We start from the raw sequence: 23,849 nt of genomic DNA on the forward strand, positions 1-23,849 counted from the left end.
GGATGCCGAAGCTCGCACAAGCCCCAAGCAACCACCCGCGAACAGCGCCGCCTCAGAAACTCACCCCTACCGCGACACGGGAACCGCCTGGAAGACAGGACCCCCGAGGAACCCGAAACCCGCATCGAACAAGAGACTCAGCAACCTGCCAGCAGCCGAGGCGAACCTCCAGGCCACTCAGATCACCCGAGCCAACGAAGCCCCAGAAACCGGCGCAAACCCCCTGGCGGATGTGACCGCCACGCCACCCCACAGGCACCACCACCAACCTGACCCGCGCAACCGGGCAACACAAGACGGCACCCCGCCCCAGGACGACTCACCCCACACACGCACGAAAGCCAGGGGACGCCATCGCAGGGAACGGCGCTGACGCAAACCGTGCCGTGATCGCCGCCCGGCGTCACCCGGAGACATGACCACGCAGAGCACAACTCCGGTCGGCCAAGTGATCGGCGACAGGGGCGATGGACGCCACGTACCTGCGAGCCCAGCAGGGAGGACACAAGAACCCTCAATCCACACGCTCGGTTCGGCTTCCCACGTCGCCAAGTGACGGCAGCCTCCGATGGCATCCCCGTCACCCAGCGATCCTCCGCGCCGAGGTCCCGTAAAAGATGACAGCCCTTGTCGGGTATCGCTGTTAGCTTCGGCGCATGGATAACACATTGAAGGGCAAGATTGCGCTGGTCGCCGGGGGTACGCGAGGTGCCGGACGAGGTATCGCGGTGGAACTGGGCGCGGCGGGGGCCACGGTCTATGTCACGGGACGCAGCACAGGAGAACAGCGCTCGGAGATCGACCGGGCCGAAACCATCGAGCAGACCGCCGAACTCGTCACAGCGGCCGGCGGTCACGGCATCGCAGTCCAGGTGGACCATCTGGAGCCCGACCAGGTGCGCGCGCTCGTCGAGCGCATCGAACGGGAACAGGGACGCCTGGATGTCCTGGTCAACAACATCTGGGGCGGCGAACTGCTGTTCAGCTGGGATCAACCCCTGTGGGAGCACTCGCTGGACAAGGGCCTGCGGATCCTCCGCTTGGCCATCGACACCCACATCATCACCAGCCACCACGCCCTGCCGCTGCTGCTGAAGAACCCAGGCGGCCTGGTCGTCGAAATGACCGATGGCACCGCCGAGTACAACGCCGACAACTACCGCAACTCCTTCTTCTACGACTTGGCCAAGGCATCGGTTATTCGGATGGCTTTCGCCCAGGCCAAGGAACTCGGCCCGCGCGGGGCGACAGCCGTGTCGCTGACACCTGGCTGGATGCGTTCGGAAATCATGCTGGACGTGTTCGGCGTCACCGAGGCCAACTGGCGTGATGCGCTGGAGGAGCAGCCGCACTTCGCCATCTCCGAGACCCCTCACTTCGTCGGCCGTGCGGTCGCAGGGCTCGCGGGCGACCCCGAGGTCGCACGCTGGAACGGCCAGTCGCTGTCCAGCGGACAACTCGCCCAGGTCTACGGCTTCACCGACCTGGACGGCAGCCAACCCGACGCCTGGCGCTACATGATCGAGGTCCAAGACGCCGGCAGACCCGCCGACACGACTGGCTACCGCTAAGGCTCGGCCGGCTCATCGGCCCTGGAGCTTCTCCTGATCAGCTGCCGCAGCTACTTCCCACCGAATTTCCTGCCCGTGTGTCCATGGCCGCATTTCCTGTCCCCTTGACCACGGCCGTATTTCCTGTCCCCCTTGACCATGGCCGAATTTCCTGTCCGCACAAGCCATGGGCACATTTCCTGCCCGCACAGGCCATGGGTGCTGTCAAAACCGCCATTGAGGACACTACGCACCAGGAGTTGATCAGCGGGAAGGGGCGCTATGCGACCGTGTGACGGCCCCTGCCGAGCCGCGTCCGTGCGCCGGCAGCGCCATCGACACCGCCCGTCGTTGCGCGTAGATCATGTCGGCCAGGCAGATCGGAGCGCGATTGGACGTGCGGCAGAGTGAGACACCAATGACGCTCTCCGGTTGCGTCGGGTCGCGACCTGCCGCCGTCCAGCATCCCGGTGTCCGAGAGCTTCTCGTAAGGGAGCTTCAGGGGACCGTACGGCGCCATGAAATTGAGAGCGCCTTCTTACCGAGAGCTCCTTCTCCCGCGGCGAAAAGTGCCGGCGGACGCGCAGTTCGGCGCCTGGGAGAACATCCTTCCCGGCGAACTGGCCGTCCGTCAGCAGACAACTCCCAGTCACCGCCGAACGGCGCGGATGGTTGCCCTCCGATCAATGCCGAGGCCCGGTCAAGCCCTGGGGTGGGCTTGGCGGTATGCGGATCTCAGGCGCTCGATCGAGACGTGGGTGTAGATCTGTGTGGTGTTGAGGGAGGCGTGGCCGAGGAGTTCCTGGACGCTTCGCAGATCGGCTCCGCCCTCCAGGAGGTGGGTCGCCGCGGTGTGACGCAGCCCGTGTGGGCCCATGTCCGGGACGCCCTCCACCTGCGCCAACCGGGCGTGCACGACTCGGCGGACCGTACCCGCGTCGATTCGTCCGCCTCGTACGCCTAGAAAGAGAGCTGGGCCTGAGCCGTCGCGGATCCACAGGGGGCGGCCGTGGACACACCACCTGTCCAGCGCCTGCAACGCGGGGAGGCCGAACGGCACCGATCGTTCCTTGCGGCCCTTGCCCAGGACTCTGATGACGTGTCGATCCCGGTCAACGTCGTCGACGTCCAGCGCGCACAGCTCACTGACTCGGACGCCCGTCGCGTAGAGGAGCTCCAGGAGCGCTTGGTCCCGAAGATCCTTGGGCTCTGCCGTCAATGGCGCGTCGAGGACAGCCTGGGCCTGCCCCTGGTCCAGGACGGAAGGCAGCGGGCGCTGGGACTTGGCGCTGCTGAGAAGCAGGCCCGGATCGTCCGGCAGCCAGCCGCGGCGGTGGCAGTAGGCCGTGAACGTGCGCACGCAGGCAGTCCTGCGTGCCAACGTGGCCCTCGCCTTACCTTCCGCGTGCTGTTCTGCCAGCCACTCCCGCAGTGCCGCGATATCGATCGCCTCGAGTCGTGAATCCAGATGCTCCAGGAGGGCCGAGATGTCGGACAGATAGGCCCGCTGGGTGTGCGGAGAAAGGTCCCGCTCGAATTGCAGGTACTTCGCGAATTCCACTAACACTTCGGTGGCCGGGATACCGTCTCCGGGCGAATCAGAAAGCACACCATGGTCAGTGAATTCATCCGCTGAAAGTTCATCATCCGCCAGAGTTTTGCCTGCCCCGGGCGCCTGGCGTGGCATAGTTCCATCAGCCGCGAGCGCCAGGTCGTCGCCTACAGGCTTCTCCAAGAGCGTGCCATTGGTCGCGCCCAGTGCAAGGTTCGCTGGGATCGCAGATTGGTTGACTGAAGGTACCAGCGGTGGGTGCTCGCTTGCTGCTGTTGTCATCGCCGCCGATTCGGGCATCGACCGCTCGGCCCTCGCTCGTTCCCCTGTCGTCATCCCGTCCGACACCGCCCGTTCCGTCGTCGCCCGATGCGCTGTGACCTTGGCTCACTTGTTGACCATGACCTATCCGATGTCTTCGATCCAACACCACCAGCCCTGCCGTGCCTCGATCCGACGCCGATGAGATTGGGACTGTTGGACGCGACTGCGATCCTCTGGGGTGAGCCGGTGGCATCAGTGAGGCAGCATCCGCATGCCGAAGCAGCTGAGAGGCGGTCGGCAGATAGCAAGGGACCTGATGGTGGCCGCATCGTGCCCGGCGAACGTGGGAGCCATAGCTGACACAGCATCGGACAGTCGGTCATCTGCTGAGTATGCGTACACACGTGGCTCACTCACATGAGGACCCCGACCGCCGGCTCAGTGCGCCTGCGCGTGTGGCTCACATGAGCATCCCAACCGCTGGATGGCCGCGCATGCACGCCTGACTCGCATGAGGACCCGGACCGGTGGCTGAGCGTGCGTGCGTCTCGGTGGACGCGGTGTGGTCGAGAGGCTTCATCGGTAGATGGGGGGCTCGTCGGGGAGGTGGATCGGGTTGCTCGTGGGTGGATTCGCGTCGTTCGGGAGTGGGGCGTTCTGCAGGTGTGGGGCATGGAGGGGAAGTGCGTCTTCCGGTGGGGGTGGGTCGTCGGGTGGCGGGGATATGGGGTCCGGGAGTCCTTCGGCTTTTTGGTAGGTGGCCGTGACTGGTCTGCAGATGCGCCAGCCCTTGGGGGCTCGCTCGATGTAGCCGGCCGCCGCAAGGCCTCCCAGTGCGCTGAGGGCGCTGTCGAGGTCTACTCCGGCCGCCACCGCGATCGAGGCCGGGCCCGCGCCGCCTCTGCTGGGGACGGCGTCCAGTACCTTTCTGGTCGTCTCGTTGAGCCTGTCGCGGGGCACTGCGGGGGCTCGGGGGTGGGGGGCGAGATCGTCGCCCATCACGCCCACCAGCTCGATCATTTCCTCGGGCGAGGTGACGCAGATGGCCTTGCGTTCGCGCAGGAGACGGTGGCAGCCGGCCGACATGCTCGACGTGACAGGGCCCGGAACCGCGGCCAGGTGACGTTCGAGCGACAGGGCGTGCCCGGCCGTGTTGAGTGCGCCGCTGCGCAGCGCCGCCTCGACGACGACCGTGCCCCTGGACAGGGCGGCGATCAGGCGGTTTCTGATGAGGAAGCGAGCCCGGGTGGGGTGGACACCAGGCGGGCATTCGCTGATCACCACGCCCTGGTCATGGACTTCACCGAACAGTTTGTGGTGTCCGATCGGGTAGGAGATGTCGACGCCGCAGGCCAGGACGACAACCGTCGGGGAGTCTCCTACCAGGGCTCCCCTGTGGGCTGCGCCGTCGATGCCGTAGGCGCCGCCCGAGGGCGGTGTCTCAAATTGTGACATGACGATGTGGAGTCGTTATGAAGGTACGAACACCACCGTGTAGTGGTGTATGTACCAGAAGTTGGTTAGCGGTCATTAACAGAATCGGCGAGCACAAGGCGCAACTATCAGCGCACTCTACGTAAGCGCGTTCAGTCGCGTGGCGCGACATAGGTCCCTTTGCCTGGAATCGCCCTCAAAAGCCCATCTTCCTTCAACTTGCCCAAAACCTTGCGAACCGTTCCCCTTGCAACACCAAACTCCTGTTCAAGGTGAGTGATGCTCGGAATTGGCATGCGCGGCCTGTAGATGCCCGTTTCAATCCGCTCGCGAAGAATCGCATACATCTGCTCCCACACGGTCTCATCCGGCGCCCAATCGATCATGAAGCAGACCGTATGAGGGCATGCCCTCGCCTACTCAGGCGAGACAGGGCGTGACCGGGCATGCCCTGGCATGCCCTTGTGAGACTTCACGACCCCCAGACATGACTCAGCCCCGCTACCTGGTCGGCGGGAAGCACCTCTCCCCCGCGCTCAGGCGTCCGGCCAGTCCTTGGGGTTCGACACGTAGGTGCCGCGCATCGGCACGGTGAACACCCACCCCTGCTCGCGAAGGAGCGCGACGGCCTGGCGCACAGTTCCCTTCGCGACCTCGTACTGCTGCATCAGCGTCGTCTCGCTCGGGATCGGCAGATCCGGGCGCAGTTCTCCCCCGCGGATCCGCTCGACGATCTCGCCTGCGATGCGGTGATAGAGGGTGGACGCCTGCGAAGCGCGCGGCGCCCCCTCCGGGCCGACGAACGTACCCTGACCGCGGACGGTGTAGACGAGGCCCTCGTCGCGCAGGACCCTTATCGCCTTCGTCGCGGTGATGCGCGACACCGCGAACTCGGCCACCAGCTGGTGCTCGCTCGGGATGGCGTGGCCAGGCGGGATCGCGCCGCTGGCGATGCGTCGCCTGATTTCAGCGGCGACCTGCTGATAAATCGGCACAGGCCCCTCACGGTTGATCACGCTCGCACGCTAGGTGAGCTAAGTCGTGCTCTATTGAACCACTACGTTCTTTCTGTTGATCTCTATCGACTCTTGCCTGAGATATATCAACCACTAGACCAGACAAGGCAAGCGCGAGTACCTTCGAAGCATGTCCCTCCCTCAGATCCCCGAATGCGACGTGGAGCTCACCGCTGACGGCCGGCTGCGCATCACGCACCGGCCGACGGGTGACGCCGAGCTGGCCGAGACCGAAGAGCAGGCCGTCATCAAGGGCGTGATCCTCAGGGTCGCCGCCGCATTCCGGACGGGAGACCTGAGGTGAGCCAGGAAGGCCGCTTCAAGCTGGAGCGGCAGGACGACGGCGGCTACCACGTGGTCGAAGGAAGCCTGCGCCGCACCGCGTCGGCCTTCAAGCCGGACACCGATTGGGACTGGGCCTGCCTCGGGATGGCGCTCGCCATGTGGAACGGCACGGTGGACCACTACACGCTGCCGGGACCGCTCAAGGCGGAAGCGGTCAGGCTGGAGATCGACGACGCCCTCCTGCGCACGAAGCTGCGGATCCATGGGTTCAGCCTCTGGCTCCGCATGCTGCGAGGCGAAGGCACGTTCTCCCGCTGGCCAGCCCGCCCTGGCGTGACCGAGACGACGTCCCATGGGCCTCAATGATCGAGAGCGAGCGATCTTGATGAGCGAAACGTACGCCCTGCTCGGCAAGATCCTCGACGACCATCCCGACCTGCGGGCGGCACGCATCGAGTGGACGATCCAACCGGGATGCCTCACCTGCCACGTCGCCCCGCACCTGCGTGCCTGGGCGGAGATCGAGCGGACATTCGCGGACGTGGTTGACCAGCTCGCCCTGGAGCGCTTCGACGATGTCCTGCTCGGCCCCGGAAAGAAGTTGCTGCACGCCCGCGCGTTCCTGCTGGACGACGTCGAAGTCCTCGCGACCACGACGCTCCGCAAGGACCCCACCATGTAAGACCCACAGGCAGCCCGGCTTCCGCTTCCGAATCTGCTGAGGAGCTAATCGCGGTCGCGGAGGTCGGGCCCGCAAGACCCCCGGTGCTGTCAGCGCGGACATCGGGGACTGGTGGCCTCCGCTCTCCTCGCACTGGAGGGGACGGAGAGAGCTGGGCCACCAACGACGCAGGCCCCCGCCCATATCGGGCGGGGGCCTCATTCGCGTGTTCGGGCTATGACTCGGGAAGCCCCAAGGCGCGCGCCCGCTCTTGGAGCAACCGCGCCATCTCTCGCTGCGCTTCCGCCTTCTCCCTCAGCGACTCACGCCTCTTCGCGGACGCTTCCGCGTCAGCTGCCTTCTCGGTCTCGACCGCAGCGGCGTGCAATCCAGAGATCAGCACGGCCGGCGGCACGCGTTCGGGGAGTTGCGCGCCGGGCACCCACAGAAGGTAGTCGAGGACCTTGATGAGTTCTTTGGTGCGGTCGCCCGCGCTTTCGGCGCTGTGAATGCCGAAGCCCTCCCATCGGGGAGCGTCCATCCGCACGTGGCGGCCCGGGTACTTGGGCTGATTCGGCACGGGATCACGGTAACCGTACGTGTCGGTAGCTAGCAACGTGCACTCCTCCTCCTTGCGGGTGTAGACATACCGAGCCTAAGGTGTAGACATACCTCACGCAACGAGAGGAACCCCGATATGGAGACCACCGACACGGCTCCCCCGGCCGTGCCGAAGCGGCGGATCAACGAGTGGTACACGCGCATGAACGAGCGCCGCCGACGCCGGTCCGTCCCGCCTCCTACCGCACCGCGCACGACCGGTACGAGCACGCGCGGGGACCGGTTCATCCGCGGCTTCGCGGTGCTCGTTCTGCTCGGCGTTGCCGGAGCTGCGGCGTACGTGTCGTACCACCACTTCTTCAACCTCGCGCTGGAGTTAGGCGAGCGGCACGACATGGCCGTGCTCTACCCGGCCATGTCCGACGGCGTGATCGTCATGGCCTCGCTCGTGATGGTGTACTGCTCGCGCCGAAAGCTCCGCGTACCGGTCCTCGCGTGGGTCGCTCTGGCGCTCGGCGGGGTGGTCACGCTGGCCGCTAACGTCGCCCAGGGCTGGGACGGCGGGACGGGATCGCGCCTGCTCAGCGCCCTTGCGCCGGTCGCGTTCGTGGGCGCGTACGAGTTGCTCATGTGGCTGATCCGCTCGACCCAGGAGACGGCCGAAGCGGAGCCGGTGGAGCGGGTCGTGTACCGCGAGATCGAGGTGCCCGTCGAGGTGGTACGCGTCGAGCGGATGCTGCCGAAGGACCGGTACGAGGCAGCGGCGTGGGAGTACGAGGACAGCCTCCAAGACGGCAGGCGTCGGGCCGGTCGCCGGTCGCTGGCGTCCCACTGGGGAATCAGCGAGCGGGAAGCCGAAACGATCCAGAACGAGATCGACGATGTCCGCTCCCCCGCCGGGGAGAAAGATCCCCTTCCGAAGGAGACCCGGGAGCCGGATCCGTACCGCGACGGCGACGCCGACGACGTGATCGCGAGCCTGCGGGACGCGGAGGCGATCAAGCCCGTCAATGGGACTCCCCCGCCCGGCTCGACTCTGGTCCGCACCGACCTGGGCGGCGGCGTATGACTGCGCCGGCGGGCAAGCCTGCGGAACCCGAGCAGCTGCCGGAGGAGCCGGTCTCGGAGCTTCAGGAGGAGCCGGAGCGGGACGAGCCTGCGACTGAACCCGCCGAGCCGGACCCGGTCGCACCGTCCGCGCCGCTCGACCTCGGTACGCCTGTTGGGCAGTTGGCCGCGGGCGCCGTCCTGGTGGCCGCTCTCGGCGGCTGGCTGCTGTATCGGGCGGGCGGGTGGCTGTGGGTCGCGGTCGCGGTGGGCGCGCTCGTCGTACTGGCCGTGCTGGGCGCCGTGCTGCGGTTCGCGCGGCCGTGGAGCGGGCGAGCGGGGCGGGCGTTGAGATCGTCTGGGCACCGGCTCGGTTCGCTGCTCGGCCGTACCCGCTCCGCGGGCGGCCGTCCGGCGGGCGCAGCCTCGCGCAGCCTCGGCCAGTCGCGGCCTGCTCGCGCGCTGTCGCGGCTGGCCAGGGCGGTCGGGGGCGGTGTTGCCCGGCTGGCTGGCCGCGCCCCGGCCACGGGCAGGAAAACAGCCCCGGCAGGCCAGAGCACGGTCAAGAAGGCGGCCAAGAGCGGCGGCGACAGCGTCCTCAGCCGATCGCTGGCCGCCCTGCGCAGCAGGCATCGGCGGTTGCGTGACCACGACCAGTGGCTGACTGGTGCGCTCGCCTCGACCTTGCACGGCTGGTGGCAGCGCAAGGGAGACAACTCGCCCCAGGCGGAGACCGAGGCGAGCGAAGAACGCCCGAACCCCGCAGACGCTTCGCACCTCAACACGACGACACACGCGGGCCGTGCGGCCCGATCGGGAGGAACTGTCATGACCGACTTCGCGCTGGTCACTCACGCGACCGAGCTGCCCACCATCGCCTCGACCTACGAGAGCGAGGACATGATGGACGTCAAAGGCCACCTGGAGCTGCTGCGCGAGCTGCCGCTTGCCGCAGGCACGGCGGTCCGCATCCTGGCCGAACGGCTCGCCGCCGACTACCCGATGAACGGCGACGCCATCGAGGCGCTGCAACGCATCTACGAGGCGTTCGGCAGCGCCGTGGAGGCATGCGACGAGGCGTCGGCGGTGTTCGCCGGCAGCCACGAAGGCGACATCCTCCGGCACTTGCAGCCGCGGACCGGTGAGGACAAGTGGAACGTGCGCCGATAGGTGACCAGCCAAGGGGAGGGAGCAGACAGGTGGGGATGACGGCACCTCGGGCGGACTGGTCGCTGCGGCCTCGCGGCCCGTTCAGCGCCGCGATCCTGAGCGGGCTGGCCCTGGCGGTGGCGGCCGGTGTCGGGCACGAGTTCGGCGCCGATCCGCTGTGGGCGGTCGGCGCGGGCGCGATCAGCACGCTGGGCACCCTGGCGACGCACCTGCACGCCGGTCCGGCGCCGCTGTGGTACCGGCTGGCGTGCTGCATCGGCGGGGCGGGCTGGCTGACGTGGGGGCTTTCGCATGGGGTGACGGACGCGGCCACGATGGGGTCGCTCGGGCTGGGCGCGCTGGCCGCCGCGGTGCTCGCGCCGGTCGCCAACCGGCCGCCAAAGCCGCGCCCGAGCGTCACCGGCGCCCTGGACCACGATCGGCCGGTCGGCCGCAGCGTGGTCGTACGCAGGCACGTCGTCCAGGCCGAGGAGTGGGTGGCCCGCATCCGCCGCGTGGCGAAGATCCGCGTCCAGGTGCTCGAGTTCAAGGAGTGGCCCAACCGGTACGGCTTCTCCCTGCTGCTTCAGCAGCCGCTGGGGACGTCGACCACGACCCGGCTGGCGCAGGCCGCTGTCGGCCTGGCTGAGGACAAGGGCCTCGATCACGGGTGCGGCGTCGAGTTCACCCCAGGCCCGCGCCGCGGCACGCTGTGGATGCACGTCTCCACGGTCAACGGCCTGGCCGAGACAATCCCGCACCCCGGCATCCGCCTCGGCGGCAGCATCAACGACCCCGACGCGATCCGGCTGGGCGGCCACCGGGACGGGAAGACGGCCAGCGTGGCGCTGCGCGAGTCCACGATGGTGCTCGCCGGTCAGAAGCGGTCCGGCAAGACCGGGACGTTGCACGACATCACCGCCGACGCCGGCGCCCTCGACGACACCCTGGTCTTCCAGATGGACCTCAACGGAGGCGGCGTCTCCAGGGCGTGGCTTCGGCCGTGGCTGCAAGGCCGCACCGAGCGGCCCGCGGTCGACTGGGCGGCCTCCTGTCCCGAAGAGGCGCTGCTGATGGCGTACGCCCTGGTGGCCATCGCTAAGGACCGCAAAAGCGCGCACGCCGACCTCAAGGCCGAGCATGACGTGCAGTTGCTGCCCGTCTCCCGCGACGTGCCGGCGGTCCTGCTGATCCTGGACGAGGGCAAGGAGGTGCTCGGGCAGAAGGTGACCGATCCGATCGTCCGGCAGATCCGCAAGCTGCTGGAAACGCTGGTCGACATCGGCGGCAACGAGGCGTGCAACGCCGTGCTGAGCGTCTTGCGCTCCACGTCGAATACCTTGTCCACAGAGATTCTCAAGCAGTGCTCCACGCGGGCCACCATGCGCGTCTTCGACCAGTCAGAACTGGACTACCTGTTCGGCTACCACAAGGGCATCACCCCGCAGGACGCACCCGAGCAGGGCTCTGGGTTCTTGGCGTCCGGGGCAGGGAACCCGCGCGCCTTCAAGGCGTACTACATGAAGCCGTCCGACATCGACGCCGCGGCGGTGGCGATCGCCGAGCACCGCCCCGACCTCGACGAGGCGGCGGTCCGCGCAGCAGGGCAGGCGTACGCCACCAGGCTGGAGAGGATGCGCTACCTGTTCGCCACGCCCGCCCAGCAGGCCACGATGACGCCGCCTGAGCCGATCGACCTGCCGGGCCTGGACCGCGAGCCGTGGTACCCGGCGGGCAACGTCCCCGACGACGACGTCGACCAGGACGACGAGCGGCTGCCGATCCGCCGCCGCCCGGGGACGGTCGAGCGCCGCTCGCATCTGCGACTGCTGCCCACCGATGGCGTCACCTCCGGATGGGGCGACCTCGACACCCGCCCGGCCCGCCGCCCGTCAGCACCGCAAGCGGGCACCGTGCGCGCCGAGCAGGTGCACGAACTCGACGAGGGCGGCCACCCGGTCCCCGAGTTGCTGGAGCGTGCCCTGGAGTTGCGCTGGGATCAGGGGCGGATGCACAGCGAACGGCTCGCCAACCAGCTCAGCATGACCGAACACGAACTCGCCGGCCTGCTGAGCGCGATCGGGATAAACCCGCTGCCGAACGCCTTCGAGCGGGGCGGAGTGCGCCGCCGCGGCTACGAGCGCCAGGACCTCGTCGATACGGCCGCCGCGATCCGGCGCGGGGAGATAGAGGTGCCGCCCGAGGTGGCGGCGTGGAGCGCCGCGTAGGCCCCCACACGGCCGCCCGTGGGGGTCCCACACTCCCACGTGTGGGGGTGTGGGGTCCCACGGGGGGTCTACCTGCGAGAAGACGTCAGCTGTGGGGGTGTGGGGGTACTCCTGGGCGCCCCCTGCGAGCCGTCTCTGTGGGGGTTCGGCCTCCCGCAGGGATCCCGCGTGATCCCTCTCCGCAAGTAGCTACGCCGCATCCTGAGGCCCGCGCCGAGCAGGAGCGCAGGCAGGAGCTTCGGTGACCAGCACGTCGATCTGCCGCTTGCCGCCTGTCACAGGGCGATCGCTTCCGGCCCGAGCAGCGCCTTGACATCAGCGGCGAAGCTGGGCTCGGCGTTGACGGGGAAATCCGGCAGCGCCATCACTATGACCTTGCCCGTTGGCCGCCGCAGGTTGATGTGCAGCGGCACCTTGCCCTGGTGCATCTTTAGCACCTGACGCAGCTCGTCCAGCAGGATGGGCGTGATGCGTTCCTCCCGTAGGAGCAGCGTGATCGGGGCGCCGGACTCACTGGTGATGCCGGACACGTCGATCACGGCCAGGTCCGTCGCGAAGATGGAGATGGCGCCGTCACGGTTGTTGATCTGCCCACGCACCGCCACCACCACGTCTTCCCGCAGCTCTGGCCCGTAGAGCTCGTAGCTCTTGGGGAAGAACAGGCATTCGACGGCGGCGTCCATGTCCTCGACGGTGGCGATCGCCCAGAGCTTGCCGGCCTTGTTGACCCGCTTGTCCACCTTCGTGATCATGCCGCACACGCTGATGTCGCCGCGGTCCTCGCGGCCGGATTCGAGCAGGTCCGCGATCGTGGTGTCCCGGTTGCGGGCCAGCAGCCGCTCGGCGCCGGCCAGCGGGTGGTCCGACACGTACAGGCCGAGCATCTCCCGCTCGAAGTCGAGCCGCGTCTTCTTGTCCCACTCCATGTCGGGGACGGCGACGGAGAACGCCGCACCGTCGTCGTCGCCGTCGATACCGCCGAACAGCGAGTCCTGGCCGTGGGCCTCGTTCTTCTTGATGTCGATGACAGACTCCACGGCCTGCTCGTGCACCATGAGCAGCGCCTTGCGCGGGTGGTTCAGCGAGTCGAACGCCCCGGCTTTGATCAACGACTCGATGACTCGCTTGTTGCAGGCCGTCAGCGGCACCTTGGACAGGAAGTCGTTGAAGTCCTTGTACTGGCTCTTCTCCCTGCGGGCCTTGATGATGCCCTCGACGACGTTCTCTCCGACGTTGCGGACCGCGCCCAGACCGAAGCGGACCTTGTCGTCGCCGACCGCGACGAAGTCGAGCTGGGAGTCGTTCACGTCCGGCGGCAGGACCTCGATGCCCATCTTGCGGCACTCGGCGAGGTAGACGGCGGCCTTGTCCTTGTCGTCGCCCACGGAGGTGAGCAGCGCGGCCATGTACTCGGCGGGGTAGTTGGCCTTCAGGTAGGCGGTCCAGTAGGCGACCAGGCCGTACCCGGCGGTGTGGGACTTGTTGAAGGCGTACCCGGAGAACGGCAGCATGACGTCCCACAGCGCCTGGATCGCCTCGTCCGAGTAGTTGTTGCCGCGCATGCCCGCCTGGAAGTTAGCGAACTCGGCGTCCAGGATCTCCTTCTTCTTCTTGCCCATGGCGCGGCGCAGCAGGTCGGCGCCGCCGAGGGTGTAGCCCGCCAGTTCGCGGGCTACGGCCATGATCTGCTCTTGGTAGACGAGCAGATGGAACGTCGGCCCGAGGATCGGCTCCAGGGCATCCTTCAGTTCGGGATGGATGGGTTCGATGTCCTGGCGGCCGTTCTTGCGGTGCGCGTAGTTGGTGTGCGCGTTGGCCGCCATCGGGCCCGGCCGGTACAGGGCGAGCACGGCGGCGATGTCCTCGAACCGGGTCGGTTCCATCAGCTTCAGCAGCGACCTCATGGGGCCGCCGTCGAGCTGGAAGACGCCCAGGGTGTCGCCGCGGGCCAGCAGCTTGTACGTGGGCTCGTCATCGAGGGGAAGGACCAGGGTGTCCAGTGCGACGCCCCGGTTCTGCTCGATGATCTTGATGGCGTGGTCGATGATGCCCAGGTTCCGAAGCCCCAGGAAGTCCATCTTGACCAGGCCCATGTCCTCACACGACGGGTAGTCGAACCCAGTGATGACCACGCCGTCCTTGGCCCGCATGTGCATCGGGATCAAGTCCAGCAACGGCGTCGAGGACAGGATGACGGCGGCGGCGTGGACGCCGGTGCCGCGGATCAGGCCCTCGACGCCGCGGCCGGTGTCGATGACCTTCTTGACGTCGGGATCGTTCTCGTACAGGGCGCGCAGCTCGGAGCCCTCGTTGTAGCGGGGGTGGTCCGGATTGAAGATGTCGGCCAGGGGGACGCCCTTGCCCATGACGTCCGGCGGCATCGCCTTAGTGATCTTGTCGCCCATGGCGAACGGGTAGCCGAGAATGCGCGAGGCGTCCTTGACGGCGGCCTTGGCCTTGATAGTGCCGAACGTGTTGACCTGTGCGGTGTACCCGCTGCCGTACTTTTCGGTGACGTAGGCCACCATGCGGTCGCGCTGGCGGTCGTCGAAGTCGAGGTCAACGTCTGGCGGGTTGATCCGCTCAGGGTTGAGGAACCGCTCGAACAGCAGGCCATGCTCCAGCGGATCCAACTCGGTGATGCGGGTCGCGTAGGCGACGATCGAACCGGTCGCGCTACCACGGCCAGGCCCGACCGCGATGCCGTTGTCACGTGCGTACTTGCAGATGTCGGCCACGACGAGGAAGTAGGAGGAGAACCCCATCGGACCGATGACCTTCATCTCGGTCTCGTACCGCTCCATCACCTCGTCCGGGACGGGGTCGCCGTACCGCATCACCAGGCCGCGCTCGCACTCCTTGCGCAGCCAGGACTCCTGCGTCTCGCCCTCGGGCACATCCGGGTAGTCCGGCATCCGGTCCACGTGGGCGAACACGTCGCCGTAGTCGCCGACCATCTCAGCCACGAGCAGGGTGTTGTCGCACGCCTGCGGCAGTTCGGCGAACAGCTCCCGCATCTCGGCGGCGGTCTTGACGTAGTAGCCCGATCCGCTGAACCGCCACCGGGTGGGGTCGTCCTTGTTGTTGGCGGTGCCGATACACAGGAGGCTGTCATGCGCGTCGGCCTGGTCCTCGGTCACGTAGTGGGAGTCGTTGGTCGCCAGCAACGGCATGTCGAGCTGCTTGGCAAGGCGCAGCAGGTCCTGCCGCACTTCACGCTCGATGTCGATGCCGTGGTCCATCAACTCCAGGAAGTAGTTCTCCTTCCCGAGGATGTCCTGGTAGGCGGCGGCGGCCTTGACCGCCTCGTCGTACTGCCCGAGGCGCAGCCGCGTCTGCACCTCCCCTGACGGGCAGCCGGTCGTGGCGATGATGCCCTTCCCGTGCTCGGCGATCAGCTCGCGGTCCATGCGCGGCCACTTGGAGATGATGCCCTCGTAGTAGGCCAGGCTCGATAGCCGGAACAGGTTGCGCAGCCCATCGGCGTCCTTCGCCCACATGGTCATGTGCGTGTACCGGCCGCCGCCGGACACGTCCTTGCCGCCGCTGTCGTCATCTCCGCCGGCGGGTCGTTTGCCGCCTGGCGCCCAGAACACGGGCTTCTTGTGGAAGCGGGATTCGGGCGCCACGTACGCCTCAATGCCGATGATCGGCTTGACCGGGAAGCCAGCCGCGACCTTCTGGAACTCGTACGCCCCGAACACGTTTCCGTGATCCGACATCGCGATCGCCGGCATGCCCAGCCGCTCGGCCTCGGCGAACAGCGGCTTCATTTTGGCCGCCCCGTCCAGCATGCTGTACTCGGTGTGGACGTGCAGATGCACGAAATTCGCGTCGGGCACAGGCGTCTCCCTCGTCTCCGGTGGCTCACCCTAGCGGCGGCCACACCGGGTTCGGGGGTCAATCGCCACGGCGTGCCGCGACCCGCAGCAACTCGGCCATCTCCTCGACGTCCGCCGTCATCAGCGACCCGATCAGGTACTCGCGCGCCTCCTGCACGGCCGCCCTCGGGTCGCCGACAACCGCGGCGGGCGGGAGCGTGGCCCGCATCTGCTCGTCCTGTAGCGCCAGTGCCAGGACTTCGGTGATGAGCTGCTGCGCCGCCCAGTGTGGAGTGCGTTCTTTGAACGCGATCGTGATGTGCAGGCTGGGCTGATCGCCGACCGTGTACGGGGAGTGCAGCCAGCCGCGCGGCAGCCAGAACACGTCCCCCGGCTCCAAGGTGTAGATGCGCTCCGGAGGGGTGTGCTCCAGGAAATGCCGCTGCTCCGGAGTGAACCCCGTGAGGTGGAAGGACCCGTACTCGCGAACGGGATTGACGACGAACGGCTCGTGCACCGGCCACGCCTTCCGCCCATGAAGTTGGACGATCAACGTCAGATACGGGTCGAAGTGGTACTTGATGCCCTGGGCGCCCGCCGGCGTCAGATAGGCATTGGCGTGGACGCGGTAGCCGGTCTCATCCGTCAGGCCGGCGTGCAGCTTCGCGATCGCCGGTTTGAGCCGCTCCAGGCCACGCAGGGAGATCGTCCCGCCGTCGTTGAGGTGCGCGCGGATCGCTCCTCGCTGCGGCATGCCCGGCAGGTCCTCGTCGCCGTAGCGGCACGGGTCGCTGATGACGGAGTCCTTGAGCAGGACGACGTTGCGCAGGGCGAGGCATTCGGCGTCCACGAGCTGCTCCACCTCCTCCAGCGTCAGCAGGTGGCGGAAGGACGCCGGGTCGCGGCGGTACAGCCGCGGCTCCTGCGGCCACGCCTTGATGGCCTCGTCGGGGTCGTCGATCAGGGACTTCAGGGATTCCAGCATCGTGGTCTCCGGTCTGCGGTGCGGAGGTGGGCGGGGGTGGGCGCTCAGAGCGGAAAGCCAGTTCTGAGCGCCCACAGGTTCCGAGATCGGGGAAGGCTAGGCCAGGTCGTTCAGGATCGCCCTGGCGGCGTTGACCAGCTCCGACCTGGACATGCGCAGCTCTCGGCCGGCGCCGGCCGCCTTGGTGTCGCCCAGCGCGTAGCCGCCGCCGCTCAGCGGAGCGATGGACAGGCAGTCCTCCATCGTGCCGTCCGAGTTGTCGCCGCCGCCGCACAGCGCCTTGAACGGGCCTTCGACGGGCCGCTCGTACAGGTTGTTGGTGGTCGCGGTCATGGAGACCTCCTCTGGGTTGGGCTCGCCTGTTGGCGGGCTCGTGGCCGCCAGTCCACCTCGGCGTGTTCCTCCGGATGGACCGGCTTGCGCCCAGAGTGAGCGGCGGATCGGCGCAGGTGAAGAGGTGTGGCGTTGCCTTAGGTTGCTGACCGGTTGCCTATGGTTGCCTTTTCGCTGGAAGCCCTTCACAGGCAGGCCAGGACAGGAACACACTGAAGGGCGACCCTCAACCAAGGGGACGCCTGTGGACATCGCCGTAGAACGTCACCCGCTCACGGTGCTGCTCGCCCGCCGCTGCTGGACTGCAGAAGCGTTCTTAGGCAAGGTCGCCGTCCGGCAACGCGCCCGCGGCTTCGGGGGAATGGCCGCCCGCAAGGAGAAAGTATCCCGGTGGGTCGCTGGCACCGCCCCGAGGATCCACACACAACTGGCCATGGCAGACGTGCTCGGCGTACAGGAGTGCGACGTATACGCCCGCGGCTGGCCCGACTGGCTGCTTGCGGCATTTGACGACGATCGCACCGTTTTGGAGTCGCCCTGGACTCCCGCGGGTAGCGTCAAGGTACTGGACGACGTTGGAGGGCCAGTGGACCGTCGCGCCTTCTTGATTGCATCGACCAGCGCGCTCGCTGGCATCGTCGCGCAATGGGCAACCGCCCAGAGCGCTCAGGCCAGCCTCGCGGGCCGTCGCCGCATCGGACACGAGGTCGCCGACCAGCTCGACTTACGCCTGGACGCCCTGCGGCACCTCGACGACCAGATCGGCTCCGCGCAGGTGTACGACGCCGCCACCGCCGAACTCCGGCTGATCGCCAGCCTGCTCAAGGACACGACCCACACTGAGCAAGTCGGCCGCCGCCTGTACGCCGGCGCGGCCGAGGCGTCCCGCCTGGCGGGCTGGTGCGCCTACGACACCGGGCACAATGCTGACGCGGAACGCCACTACGTCGCCGCGCTGCGCGCCGCCGCGAGCGCTGGCAACGACACCGTGGGCGCCAGCACGCTCGCGTTCTGGGCCAACCTCCGCTACGCGGGCGGCGACCCTAGAGGAGCCCTGGACCTGATTGACGGAGCGCTCAAGTCCTCGCGCCGCATCAACTCGCCCAGAGTCAAGGCGCTACTGCACGCGCGCCGGGCTCGCGCCCACTCGCTCGCGGGCGAGGCGCAAGCGGCCTACCAGGCGGTAGACGCCGCGTTCGCGGCGTACGACCATGCCGGCGCGGCCAGCGGCGACCTGCCGTCGATGTACTGGGTCACCGCAGGTGAGCTGCACATGTTCGCCGCGAGCACTTCACTCAGCCTCGGGGAGCCCCGCCGAGCCCTGGAGTTCTTCGACCTCGCCCTCAACGGGCATGACCCGTACGACAGCCAGCAAGAGGCGCGCGGCACCGCGATCTACCTGGCGCGCCATGCTGAGGCGCACCTGGCCCTCGGCGACCTCGACGCGGCCGTAGAGGTGGCCGAACAGGTCCTCCGGTTGATGGGCGGCGTTGAGTCGGCGCGGGGTAGCAGCGCCTTGGACGAGCTGCGCGGCGGCCTGGCCGATCACAAGGACGTGCCGATCGTGCGGGGCTTCCTCGACCTGACCGCGTAATCGCCCCTGCCCGCGCCCGCCCTCCCATCCGGGAGAGCGGGCGCCATGCGTTACAGGACCGGGCTGTCCGCATCCGGTCATAGTCGATCGACAACCAGATCGGCTCATCCACCGTCTCACCGTTGTCACGTTCCACTCCTTCGACCTCTGGAGCCCTCGTTGCTCAGACGTCTCCTCGTCTCCGCCGCGCTGGTCGGATCGGCTCTGGCCATCCCTGTGGCGGTCTCCCTGCCTGCGTCCGCGTCAGTCCAGGGGCACGCCAGCACGGCGGCGTCCTGCTACAAGCAGCAGGGCACCCACTGGGTTTGCATCACTCCTGGCGCGTTCTGCCCGAAAGCGGCGCACCAGCGGTACGGCTACGCGAAGGTGACCAACCGCAAGTACAAGTGCATTTACAAGTCCAGTGACCCCTATTGGCGCTGGCGACGCGCCTGACCCCAGACAGCACGAAGCAGCCCCCGCTCTCCGAAGAGAGCGGGGGCTTTCGCATCACCCGGGGAGGGTGGCATTCGCCCACCGAAGCAGGCGAAGGGATCAGTGGGGTAGGGCCTGCGCGGCCCAGTACTGCTCTTCGGTGACGGGTCCGTCAAGGTGACAGGAGAACGAGCACGAGACTGAGCCGCCCGTCAGGCACTCGCCATGGCAGGCGTGGAGACAGTGGCCGTCGTCCGGCTCGGCTGTTGGCAGGAGCCCCTCAGGGCGTAGCTCGCGGGCGAACTCGCGCTTCTCCCTGGCCCGCTCAACCTTCACCGTCCTAGGGCCGTTGCAGCACGCACAGAAGACGCCGTACCAGACCTTGCGGCCAAGCATGCGGACCATCGCCGCCGCCTCCTACCCGATGTCGGTCTGCCAGTCGAGGATGTCGCCGCGCCCGTCAAAGGAGGCAGGCTTGCCGCGCCAGTCCCAGTGGGCGACGCCGCAGGTTGTGTTTCTCGGACTGACCACCCGCTCGAAGCTTGGAACGTGCCGTCCTCGTAGAAGGTCAGGCTGCCAGGTCAAGGCTGCTCTTCGGCGTGCTCGTCTGCCGGATGAACACCGCGACCAGCAGGCCGACGAACGTCATCACGCCCGCGGTCTGTTCCGGGCTGACCTGCCAGCCGAACGTCACCGCCAGCGACATGCCCGCCTGGACGAAACCGAGGATGGCCGCCTTGATACTGCCGCCACGGTCGACGCTCTTGGTAGCGAACGCCACCCACACGCCCGCAGCGGCCATCACCACAGCGTTAACCACGGCGACTTGAGCGTCCGACCACGGCAACCAGAACGCCGCCGCCAGCTGCACCGCAGACGCGACCAGCGACGCGTACAGCGCAGGCTCGCCCGTGAGTTCGTTGTTCACATGCCCCTCCTCAGGGACGCCCGCCACCACGGCGGGAGGGAGTAGTGGGAGCCCGTGCCGTCGCATCAGGTACAGCCGGGCCAAGTCGTCGATCACGTAATCGGGGCGGTCCAAGCGGCTTCCCACGTCGGGCGGTCCACGTTGCCGGTCGCCGGCAGGCCCTTCTCCCGCTGGAACGCCTTGCAGATGTCCTCGTCGGCCTGGGAGTACCAACCGTCAACGTCGAGCTTCCAGCCGCGCTTGCGCATCTGCCGCTGCCACACCTTGACGTCGTCGCCCTTGGTCGTGGGAGGCCACGTCAGCGGACGCTTCCACTCCGGGATGGCAACCTCGTCGTCGCCGTCGTCCTCGCCCGCCATGGCCTCGCGAACGAGGTCGAGGAACACGTCCCAGGGGAAGCCGGCGCCGGGGTCGTGATGGTCGCTGCGCTTGTAGACGTCGCTGACGTCAGCGTGAGTCGTGAAACCCTTCAGGCCGGCACGCAGCTGCGCCTGGGACAGCTTCCGGACGGGGATCTTGTACAGCCTCGCCCACCCGGCAGCAACAGCGGCGGCCTGCTTGAGCATCGCCTTGGAATAGGCGTCCAGCCAGTCGCCACGCGTCTGGCGGGCGAACCCCGCCAACTCCATCTGCAACCCGTCAGCGTTGGCTCCAGGAGCCGCCCAGGCCGTGTCCTTGTCCGCGACGCACCGCACCACGGAGTCGTTGTCCACGCACACATGAGCCGACGCCTGCCTGCCCATGGTCGCGAACATGCGGGCGCAGTCCTCCGCCGTGGTCGGCTTCTCCGCCCACTCCATGCTGTGGATGACCACGAGACGGATCGGTGACAGGCGTCCCGAGTGGAACCATCGCGCCTTCACTGTCTTCATCGCCCCTCCTGGCGTTCATCAGTGCGCAGCTCTGCCAGCCGCGTAGTCAGCTGTTCGCATCGCTCTTGCAGGCGGGCCAGGCGGGCGAGGGTCCTCGTCAGCTCCTGCTCCAATTCAGCGATCTTCCGGTCGCGTTCCTGCAACTTCTCGTCACGGTCGGACAGCGACTTCTCCAAACGGCCGATTGTCGTCTCGGCCCGGTCTAATGCCACCTGGAGTGCTGCAACGGCCTTCTCGGCGCCCCCGATGAAGACGTTCTCCATCTCGATCGGCTGACGCTCCTCGTCCAGCCGGGCCTTGCGCAGGTCTACGCGGACCTTGACCAGCACCCCGAGAGCCGACATAAACCCCCCGGCCAGCAAGGTGATAACCGCTGGCGTCAGCCACTCAGTCGCCAACCGAACCCCCTCGGGTGTGTTTCAAAACGGTCTTCTCAATTCCGGCAACGGCCCGCGCTCGCGCGATGCAGGCGACAGCAACCGCGACGAGCACACTGACCGGGTAAAGAACACGGAGTCCGGCGTAGCCGAGTGCCACCACGCTGTACACGGCAGCAGCCGCCGACAGCGGCCACAGGCCAGCTCGTTCCAGCCGCAGTCCGATCATCAAGAATGCGGGTCGGACGTAGCGCAGCACGATCCCGGCCACGATGAACGCCCCCGCGAACACCTGGATCGCACCCCACGCCCACACCACCACCCCGGGGAGGGTGGCGTTCAGGCTGGCGGGTCGGCTGCCACCGAGGGTCAGCGCCAGGCCGTTCAGGAAGGCGAGCAGGGCGAACAGGATCTCGAAGGGATGCTCGGCTAGCGGAACGAATCGGCGCATGCTGGGATCCCTTGGTTGACGGTGTCGATTGGTGGCCGCCCGCGCATCCCTCAGGGGCACAGCACAAGCCCGCACGGGCGGCCAAGTTCAGGGCAGCATCAGGCCGGCGGATTTCAGGACGGAGATGATCTCGTTGATCTTTGCTGCGAGGTCTCGGAAGTTGTTGTCGAGCTCGCCCGCGTTGTAGGTGCTGCCGACGCTGGAGATGGTGTCGTCCACGGTGCCGATGGTCCGGATCAGCGAGGTTACGGAGCTGGCCTGCGGCGGATCGACGAGGGCGGTCGAGCCGAAGCTGGAGCGGGCCCACAACCTGCCGCCGTTGGCGTAGATGTAGACGTCTCCGGATGGCGGGGCGGCCGGGCCGGGCATCGACCTGAGTAGCCAACCTTGGGATGCGACGGTGCGCCCGGACTGGTTTTGGATGGAGGTGAACAGGTCGTTGACCTTGCGCTCCAACGCGCGGAACCGATCCTCGAATCCCTCACTTTGTGGCAGCGGCATCAGGGATCCACCTCCTCCTGGAACGTGAACGTGGCAACCTCCGCAGAGTTGCGGGAGGTGGCGCGCACCTGAACGCCGATGACGCGCCAGCGGTGATCGAAGGACGCGCCGCCGCCTGTGATGGGCCACCAGTCGTTGGCGAGCATGATGCGGACGGTGTCGCCCAGGTTGGCGGGCGTCCATTCGGTGTCGTCCAGACGCACGCTGATCTGGTGGACGCGGACCGCTCCCGGCCGTTCGGTGGCGTACCGCTGGGCGTAGGCGTTGAGGGTGTCGACCTCTTTGACGGTGGAGTAGTCGAGCGTCCGGTCGATGCGCGGCCAGCCTGCGCTCAGGTGCTGGTCGGCGTTGGCCTCGGCAGACATGAGTGGCGTGCTCGCGGTGGAGGCGTCACTGCTGACCGACTCTCCGCGCGCCCGGTAGGAGGTGGCGCCGCGCAAGGCGTCGATCTCCTGTGAGAAGGACAGGACGTTGCCGGGCTGCTGGAACACGTGGTCGGCGGCGACGCCAAGGCGCGGGTAGCCGAACCGGACTTCTCGCACGCGGGCCCCGGTACCGGGGTCCGAGGTGTGGATCATCCACTCGAAGCCGTTCTCGACGTCGCCGAGTTCCTTCAGCCGTTGGCCGAATGTGCCGCCCTCGCCTGCGGCGTACGTCCTGTCGCGGAGGACGCCGGAGGCCCCTGCCTGCACGGTGAGCCCGATGTTGGCGTGGGTGAGTTCCTGCATGGAGGCGATCAGGTCGCGGGCGATGTCCAGCTGGTCGGTGTCTGAGTAGGTGAGGGTGGAGCGGATCTCGACCGCGTTCAGGTACGACTCCAGTGACGCCCCGGTCAGTGTGACCTTGAGCGCGCCGCGCCCGTCGCCTTGGACGACGGCCTTCCAGATGGCGTAGGTGCCCCAGACGACGCCGTTGCGGTAGACATGCACCACGCTTCTGCCCGGCCCCGTCGAGAGGCTGTCGGGTTCGGAGGGGTGCTCTACCCAGCGGGGGACGACGCGGGCCACCGCGTCAGCGATCTCGGGACTGGTCACGTCCACGGTCGCAGTGAAACTGCCCGGCTCGCCGATCAGACGGGTGTAGGAGACGTTGTCCAGGTCCAGGTTCGTGATGAAGTCGTCGGTCTTCAAGTCGCAGAAGTTGTACTTGTAGTGGACGTCCGGCGACGGCGGGATCGGATCAGGATCCGGGACGGGCGGGCTGCCCGTTCCGCCCACGTCCACGGTGAACGCGATCACGTACGGCTCGAACAGGTCGCCCACGACGGTGAACGCGGCTGACCCGGTCGATCCTGCGATGGTGCGCGCCCTGGTGGCCAGCGCCGCCGCGATGCCGTTGCCGTCGCGGTCCATCTGCTCGGTGTGCCCCGGAGGCGGCGACCAGGAGGTCGCGCCGGAGCGGACAGCAGCCGCCCAGCGGATCGTCACCCCAGTCGTGGTCGAAGGCGACACCGTGGGGCAGACGATCCGGTCGCCGCCATCCTCTTGCACGGACGCGATCAGCGGTGCGGTGCCGTCACTGTCGGACACGCACACGATCGCGACGATGCTGCCCGCCCGCTCCCCGCGGAAGCTGTAGCTCGCTGGCTCGGACTGGCCGGCGACCTTCCACCACACCCTGCCGCCCGCCCACTCGTTCGCGGACCGCTGCCCGAGCGGCAGCCACGCCGAACCGCCGGTGGGGGTGGCCATGCCTCCAGGCTCGTCGTCACCAACAGCTTGGAACGCGACCAGCACGTCGCCTTGGACGGCTCCGGCCGGGCGGGGGCAGGTGAAAACCGGGGTCGCGCCGACAATGGACGACACCGAACGCAGCGTGGCCATGCC

General features: G+C 67.7%; 24 protein-coding genes. 9 read left to right on the forward strand and 15 right to left on the reverse strand.

The window, feature by feature from the left end; all coding sequences use genetic code 11:
- Positions 1-656 precede the first annotated feature (656 nt).
- Positions 657-1,571, forward strand: coding sequence for an SDR family oxidoreductase (locus ABT294_RS00415; RefSeq protein ID WP_350802480.1), 915 nt, complete (start codon positions 657-659; stop codon positions 1,569-1,571).
- Between the two features lie 679 nt (positions 1,572-2,250).
- On the opposite strand, the gene ABT294_RS00420 is transcribed toward ABT294_RS00415, so the two are convergent.
- The 4 genes from ABT294_RS00420 to ABT294_RS00435 form a co-directional block, all read right to left on the reverse strand.
- Positions 2,251-3,384 carry a tyrosine recombinase XerC gene (locus ABT294_RS00420; protein WP_350802481.1) on the reverse strand — a complete coding sequence of 378 codons (1,134 nt, stop codon included), beginning with the start codon at positions 3,382-3,384 and terminating at the stop codon, positions 2,251-2,253.
- 558 nt (positions 3,385-3,942) lie between these two features.
- Positions 3,943-4,821 (reverse strand): DNA-processing protein DprA, encoded by an 879-nt coding sequence (locus ABT294_RS00425; RefSeq protein WP_350802482.1) that lies wholly within the window; start codon positions 4,819-4,821, stop codon positions 3,943-3,945.
- Between the two features lie 131 nt (positions 4,822-4,952).
- On the reverse strand, positions 4,953-5,186 hold the full coding sequence (locus ABT294_RS00430) for a GntR family transcriptional regulator (protein ID WP_350802483.1): 234 nt from the start codon (positions 5,184-5,186) through the stop codon (positions 4,953-4,955).
- A gap of 150 nt (positions 5,187-5,336) precedes the next feature.
- A complete protein-coding gene (locus ABT294_RS00435; protein WP_350802484.1) occupies positions 5,337-5,816 on the reverse strand; it encodes a GntR family transcriptional regulator in 480 nt (159 codons plus the stop codon).
- 130 nt (positions 5,817-5,946) lie between these two features.
- On the opposite strand from ABT294_RS00435, the gene ABT294_RS00440 reads away from it, so the two are divergent.
- Genes ABT294_RS00440 through ABT294_RS00450 form a run of 3 tightly spaced genes read left to right on the forward strand, consistent with a single transcriptional unit; the run spans position 5,947 to position 6,783 of the window.
- The gene (locus ABT294_RS00440) at positions 5,947-6,120 is read left to right on the forward strand and encodes a hypothetical protein (RefSeq protein WP_350802485.1); all 174 of its coding nucleotides are present in this window, start codon (positions 5,947-5,949) and stop codon (positions 6,118-6,120) included.
- On the forward strand, positions 6,117-6,467 hold the full coding sequence (locus ABT294_RS00445) for a hypothetical protein (protein ID WP_350802486.1): 351 nt from the start codon (positions 6,117-6,119) through the stop codon (positions 6,465-6,467). The genes ABT294_RS00440 and ABT294_RS00445 overlap by 4 nt, the downstream gene beginning before the upstream one ends.
- 19 nt (positions 6,468-6,486) lie before the next feature.
- Positions 6,487-6,783, forward strand: a complete 297-nt coding sequence (locus ABT294_RS00450) for a hypothetical protein (RefSeq protein ID WP_350802487.1) — start codon at positions 6,487-6,489, stop codon at positions 6,781-6,783.
- A 214-nt stretch (positions 6,784-6,997) separates the two neighbouring features.
- Here the strand turns inward: ABT294_RS00450 and ABT294_RS00455 are convergent, their stop codons facing one another.
- Positions 6,998-7,342: a hypothetical protein gene (locus ABT294_RS00455; RefSeq protein ID WP_350802488.1), complete on the reverse strand. Its 345-nt coding sequence runs from the start codon at positions 7,340-7,342 to the stop codon at positions 6,998-7,000.
- Between the two features lie 117 nt (positions 7,343-7,459).
- Here ABT294_RS00455 and ABT294_RS00460 point away from each other — a divergent pair, with 117 nt between their 5' ends.
- From ABT294_RS00460 to ABT294_RS00470, 3 genes are read left to right on the forward strand one after another with little or no spacing between them, the layout of a single operon-like run.
- The gene (locus ABT294_RS00460; protein ID WP_350802489.1) at positions 7,460-8,392 is read left to right on the forward strand and encodes a DUF2637 domain-containing protein; all 933 of its coding nucleotides are present in this window, start codon (positions 7,460-7,462) and stop codon (positions 8,390-8,392) included.
- Positions 8,389-9,540, forward strand: coding sequence for a hypothetical protein (locus ABT294_RS00465; RefSeq protein ID WP_350802490.1), 1,152 nt, complete (start codon positions 8,389-8,391; stop codon positions 9,538-9,540). The genes ABT294_RS00460 and ABT294_RS00465 overlap by 4 nt, the downstream gene beginning before the upstream one ends.
- Before the next feature lie 35 nt (positions 9,541-9,575).
- Positions 9,576-11,747 carry a hypothetical protein gene (locus ABT294_RS00470; protein ID WP_350802491.1) on the forward strand — a complete coding sequence of 724 codons (2,172 nt, stop codon included), beginning with the start codon at positions 9,576-9,578 and terminating at the stop codon, positions 11,745-11,747.
- Positions 11,748-12,022: 275 nt separating this feature from the next.
- Here the strand turns inward: ABT294_RS00470 and dnaE are convergent, their stop codons facing one another.
- The 3 genes from dnaE to ABT294_RS00485 all read right to left on the reverse strand — a co-directional run bounded on the left by dnaE (position 12,023) and on the right by ABT294_RS00485 (position 16,886).
- Complete coding sequence (dnaE, locus tag ABT294_RS00475; RefSeq protein ID WP_350802492.1) at positions 12,023-15,589, reverse strand: DNA polymerase III subunit alpha; 3,567 nt, start codon at positions 15,587-15,589, stop codon at positions 12,023-12,025.
- A gap of 58 nt (positions 15,590-15,647) precedes the next feature.
- Complete coding sequence (locus ABT294_RS00480; RefSeq protein WP_350802493.1) at positions 15,648-16,553, reverse strand: JmjC domain-containing protein; 906 nt, start codon at positions 16,551-16,553, stop codon at positions 15,648-15,650.
- A gap of 96 nt (positions 16,554-16,649) precedes the next feature.
- Positions 16,650-16,886, reverse strand: coding sequence for a hypothetical protein (locus ABT294_RS00485; protein WP_350802494.1), 237 nt, complete (start codon positions 16,884-16,886; stop codon positions 16,650-16,652).
- A gap of 244 nt (positions 16,887-17,130) precedes the next feature.
- Here ABT294_RS00485 and ABT294_RS00490 point away from each other — a divergent pair, with 244 nt between their 5' ends.
- Together ABT294_RS00490 and ABT294_RS00495 are read left to right on the forward strand one after the other, a co-directional pair.
- Positions 17,131-18,480: an NsdA family TPR-like regulatory protein gene (locus tag ABT294_RS00490; RefSeq protein ID WP_350802495.1), complete on the forward strand. Its 1,350-nt coding sequence runs from the start codon at positions 17,131-17,133 to the stop codon at positions 18,478-18,480.
- A 159-nt stretch (positions 18,481-18,639) separates the two neighbouring features.
- Positions 18,640-18,915 (forward strand): hypothetical protein, encoded by a 276-nt coding sequence (locus ABT294_RS00495; protein WP_350802496.1) that lies wholly within the window; start codon positions 18,640-18,642, stop codon positions 18,913-18,915.
- 99 nt (positions 18,916-19,014) lie between these two features.
- Here the strand turns inward: ABT294_RS00495 and ABT294_RS00500 are convergent, their stop codons facing one another.
- The 7 genes from ABT294_RS00500 to ABT294_RS00530 form a co-directional block, all read right to left on the reverse strand.
- The gene (locus ABT294_RS00500; protein WP_350802497.1) at positions 19,015-19,299 is read right to left on the reverse strand and encodes a hypothetical protein; all 285 of its coding nucleotides are present in this window, start codon (positions 19,297-19,299) and stop codon (positions 19,015-19,017) included.
- 163 nt (positions 19,300-19,462) lie between these two features.
- Positions 19,463-19,822 (reverse strand): hypothetical protein, encoded by a 360-nt coding sequence (locus ABT294_RS00505; RefSeq protein ID WP_350802498.1) that lies wholly within the window; start codon positions 19,820-19,822, stop codon positions 19,463-19,465.
- Between the two features lie 92 nt (positions 19,823-19,914).
- Positions 19,915-20,694 carry a peptidoglycan recognition protein family protein gene (locus ABT294_RS00510; RefSeq protein WP_350802499.1) on the reverse strand — a complete coding sequence of 260 codons (780 nt, stop codon included), beginning with the start codon at positions 20,692-20,694 and terminating at the stop codon, positions 19,915-19,917.
- Positions 20,691-21,092 (reverse strand): hypothetical protein, encoded by a 402-nt coding sequence (locus ABT294_RS00515; RefSeq protein WP_350802501.1) that lies wholly within the window; start codon positions 21,090-21,092, stop codon positions 20,691-20,693. The genes ABT294_RS00510 and ABT294_RS00515 overlap by 4 nt, the downstream gene beginning before the upstream one ends.
- A complete protein-coding gene (locus ABT294_RS00520; protein WP_350802502.1) occupies positions 21,082-21,522 on the reverse strand; it encodes a hypothetical protein in 441 nt (146 codons plus the stop codon). The genes ABT294_RS00515 and ABT294_RS00520 overlap by 11 nt, the downstream gene beginning before the upstream one ends.
- Positions 21,523-21,609: 87 nt before the next feature.
- On the reverse strand, positions 21,610-22,023 hold the full coding sequence (locus tag ABT294_RS00525; RefSeq protein ID WP_350802503.1) for a hypothetical protein: 414 nt from the start codon (positions 22,021-22,023) through the stop codon (positions 21,610-21,612).
- Positions 22,023-23,846 (reverse strand): hypothetical protein, encoded by a 1,824-nt coding sequence (locus ABT294_RS00530; RefSeq protein ID WP_350802505.1) that lies wholly within the window; start codon positions 23,844-23,846, stop codon positions 22,023-22,025. The genes ABT294_RS00525 and ABT294_RS00530 overlap by 1 nt, the downstream gene beginning before the upstream one ends.
- Between the last annotated feature and the right edge of the window lie 3 nt (positions 23,847-23,849).

The sequence above is a fragment of the Nonomuraea sp. NPDC000554 genome (genome assembly GCF_040300065.1).
Lineage (GTDB): Bacteria > Actinomycetota > Actinomycetes > Streptosporangiales > Streptosporangiaceae > Nonomuraea.

Coding starts and splice junctions, on each gene's coding strand:
- ABT294_RS00415 (WP_350802480.1), top strand. CDS start 657: ATGGATAACACATTGAAGGGCAAGATTGCGCTGGTCGCCGGGGGTACG.
- ABT294_RS00420 (WP_350802481.1), bottom strand. CDS start 3,384: ATGACAACAGCAGCAAGCGAGCACCCACCGCTGGTACCTTCAGTCAAC.
- ABT294_RS00425 (WP_350802482.1), bottom strand. CDS start 4,821: ATGTCACAATTTGAGACACCGCCCTCGGGCGGCGCCTACGGCATCGAC.
- ABT294_RS00430 (WP_350802483.1), bottom strand. CDS start 5,186: ATGATCGATTGGGCGCCGGATGAGACCGTGTGGGAGCAGATGTATGCG.
- ABT294_RS00440 (WP_350802485.1), top strand. CDS start 5,947: ATGTCCCTCCCTCAGATCCCCGAATGCGACGTGGAGCTCACCGCTGAC.
- ABT294_RS00450 (WP_350802487.1), top strand. CDS start 6,487: ATGAGCGAAACGTACGCCCTGCTCGGCAAGATCCTCGACGACCATCCC.
- ABT294_RS00460 (WP_350802489.1), top strand. CDS start 7,460: ATGGAGACCACCGACACGGCTCCCCCGGCCGTGCCGAAGCGGCGGATC.
- ABT294_RS00465 (WP_350802490.1), top strand. CDS start 8,389: ATGACTGCGCCGGCGGGCAAGCCTGCGGAACCCGAGCAGCTGCCGGAG.
- ABT294_RS00470 (WP_350802491.1), top strand. CDS start 9,576: ATGACGGCACCTCGGGCGGACTGGTCGCTGCGGCCTCGCGGCCCGTTC.
- ABT294_RS00480 (WP_350802493.1), bottom strand. CDS start 16,553: ATGCTGGAATCCCTGAAGTCCCTGATCGACGACCCCGACGAGGCCATC.
- ABT294_RS00485 (WP_350802494.1), bottom strand. CDS start 16,886: ATGACCGCGACCACCAACAACCTGTACGAGCGGCCCGTCGAAGGCCCG.
- ABT294_RS00500 (WP_350802497.1), bottom strand. CDS start 19,299: ATGGTCCGCATGCTTGGCCGCAAGGTCTGGTACGGCGTCTTCTGTGCG.
- ABT294_RS00510 (WP_350802499.1), bottom strand. CDS start 20,694: ATGAAGACAGTGAAGGCGCGATGGTTCCACTCGGGACGCCTGTCACCG.
- ABT294_RS00520 (WP_350802502.1), bottom strand. CDS start 21,522: ATGCGCCGATTCGTTCCGCTAGCCGAGCATCCCTTCGAGATCCTGTTC.
- ABT294_RS00525 (WP_350802503.1), bottom strand. CDS start 22,023: ATGCCGCTGCCACAAAGTGAGGGATTCGAGGATCGGTTCCGCGCGTTG.
- ABT294_RS00530 (WP_350802505.1), bottom strand. CDS start 23,846: ATGGCCACGCTGCGTTCGGTGTCGTCCATTGTCGGCGCGACCCCGGTT.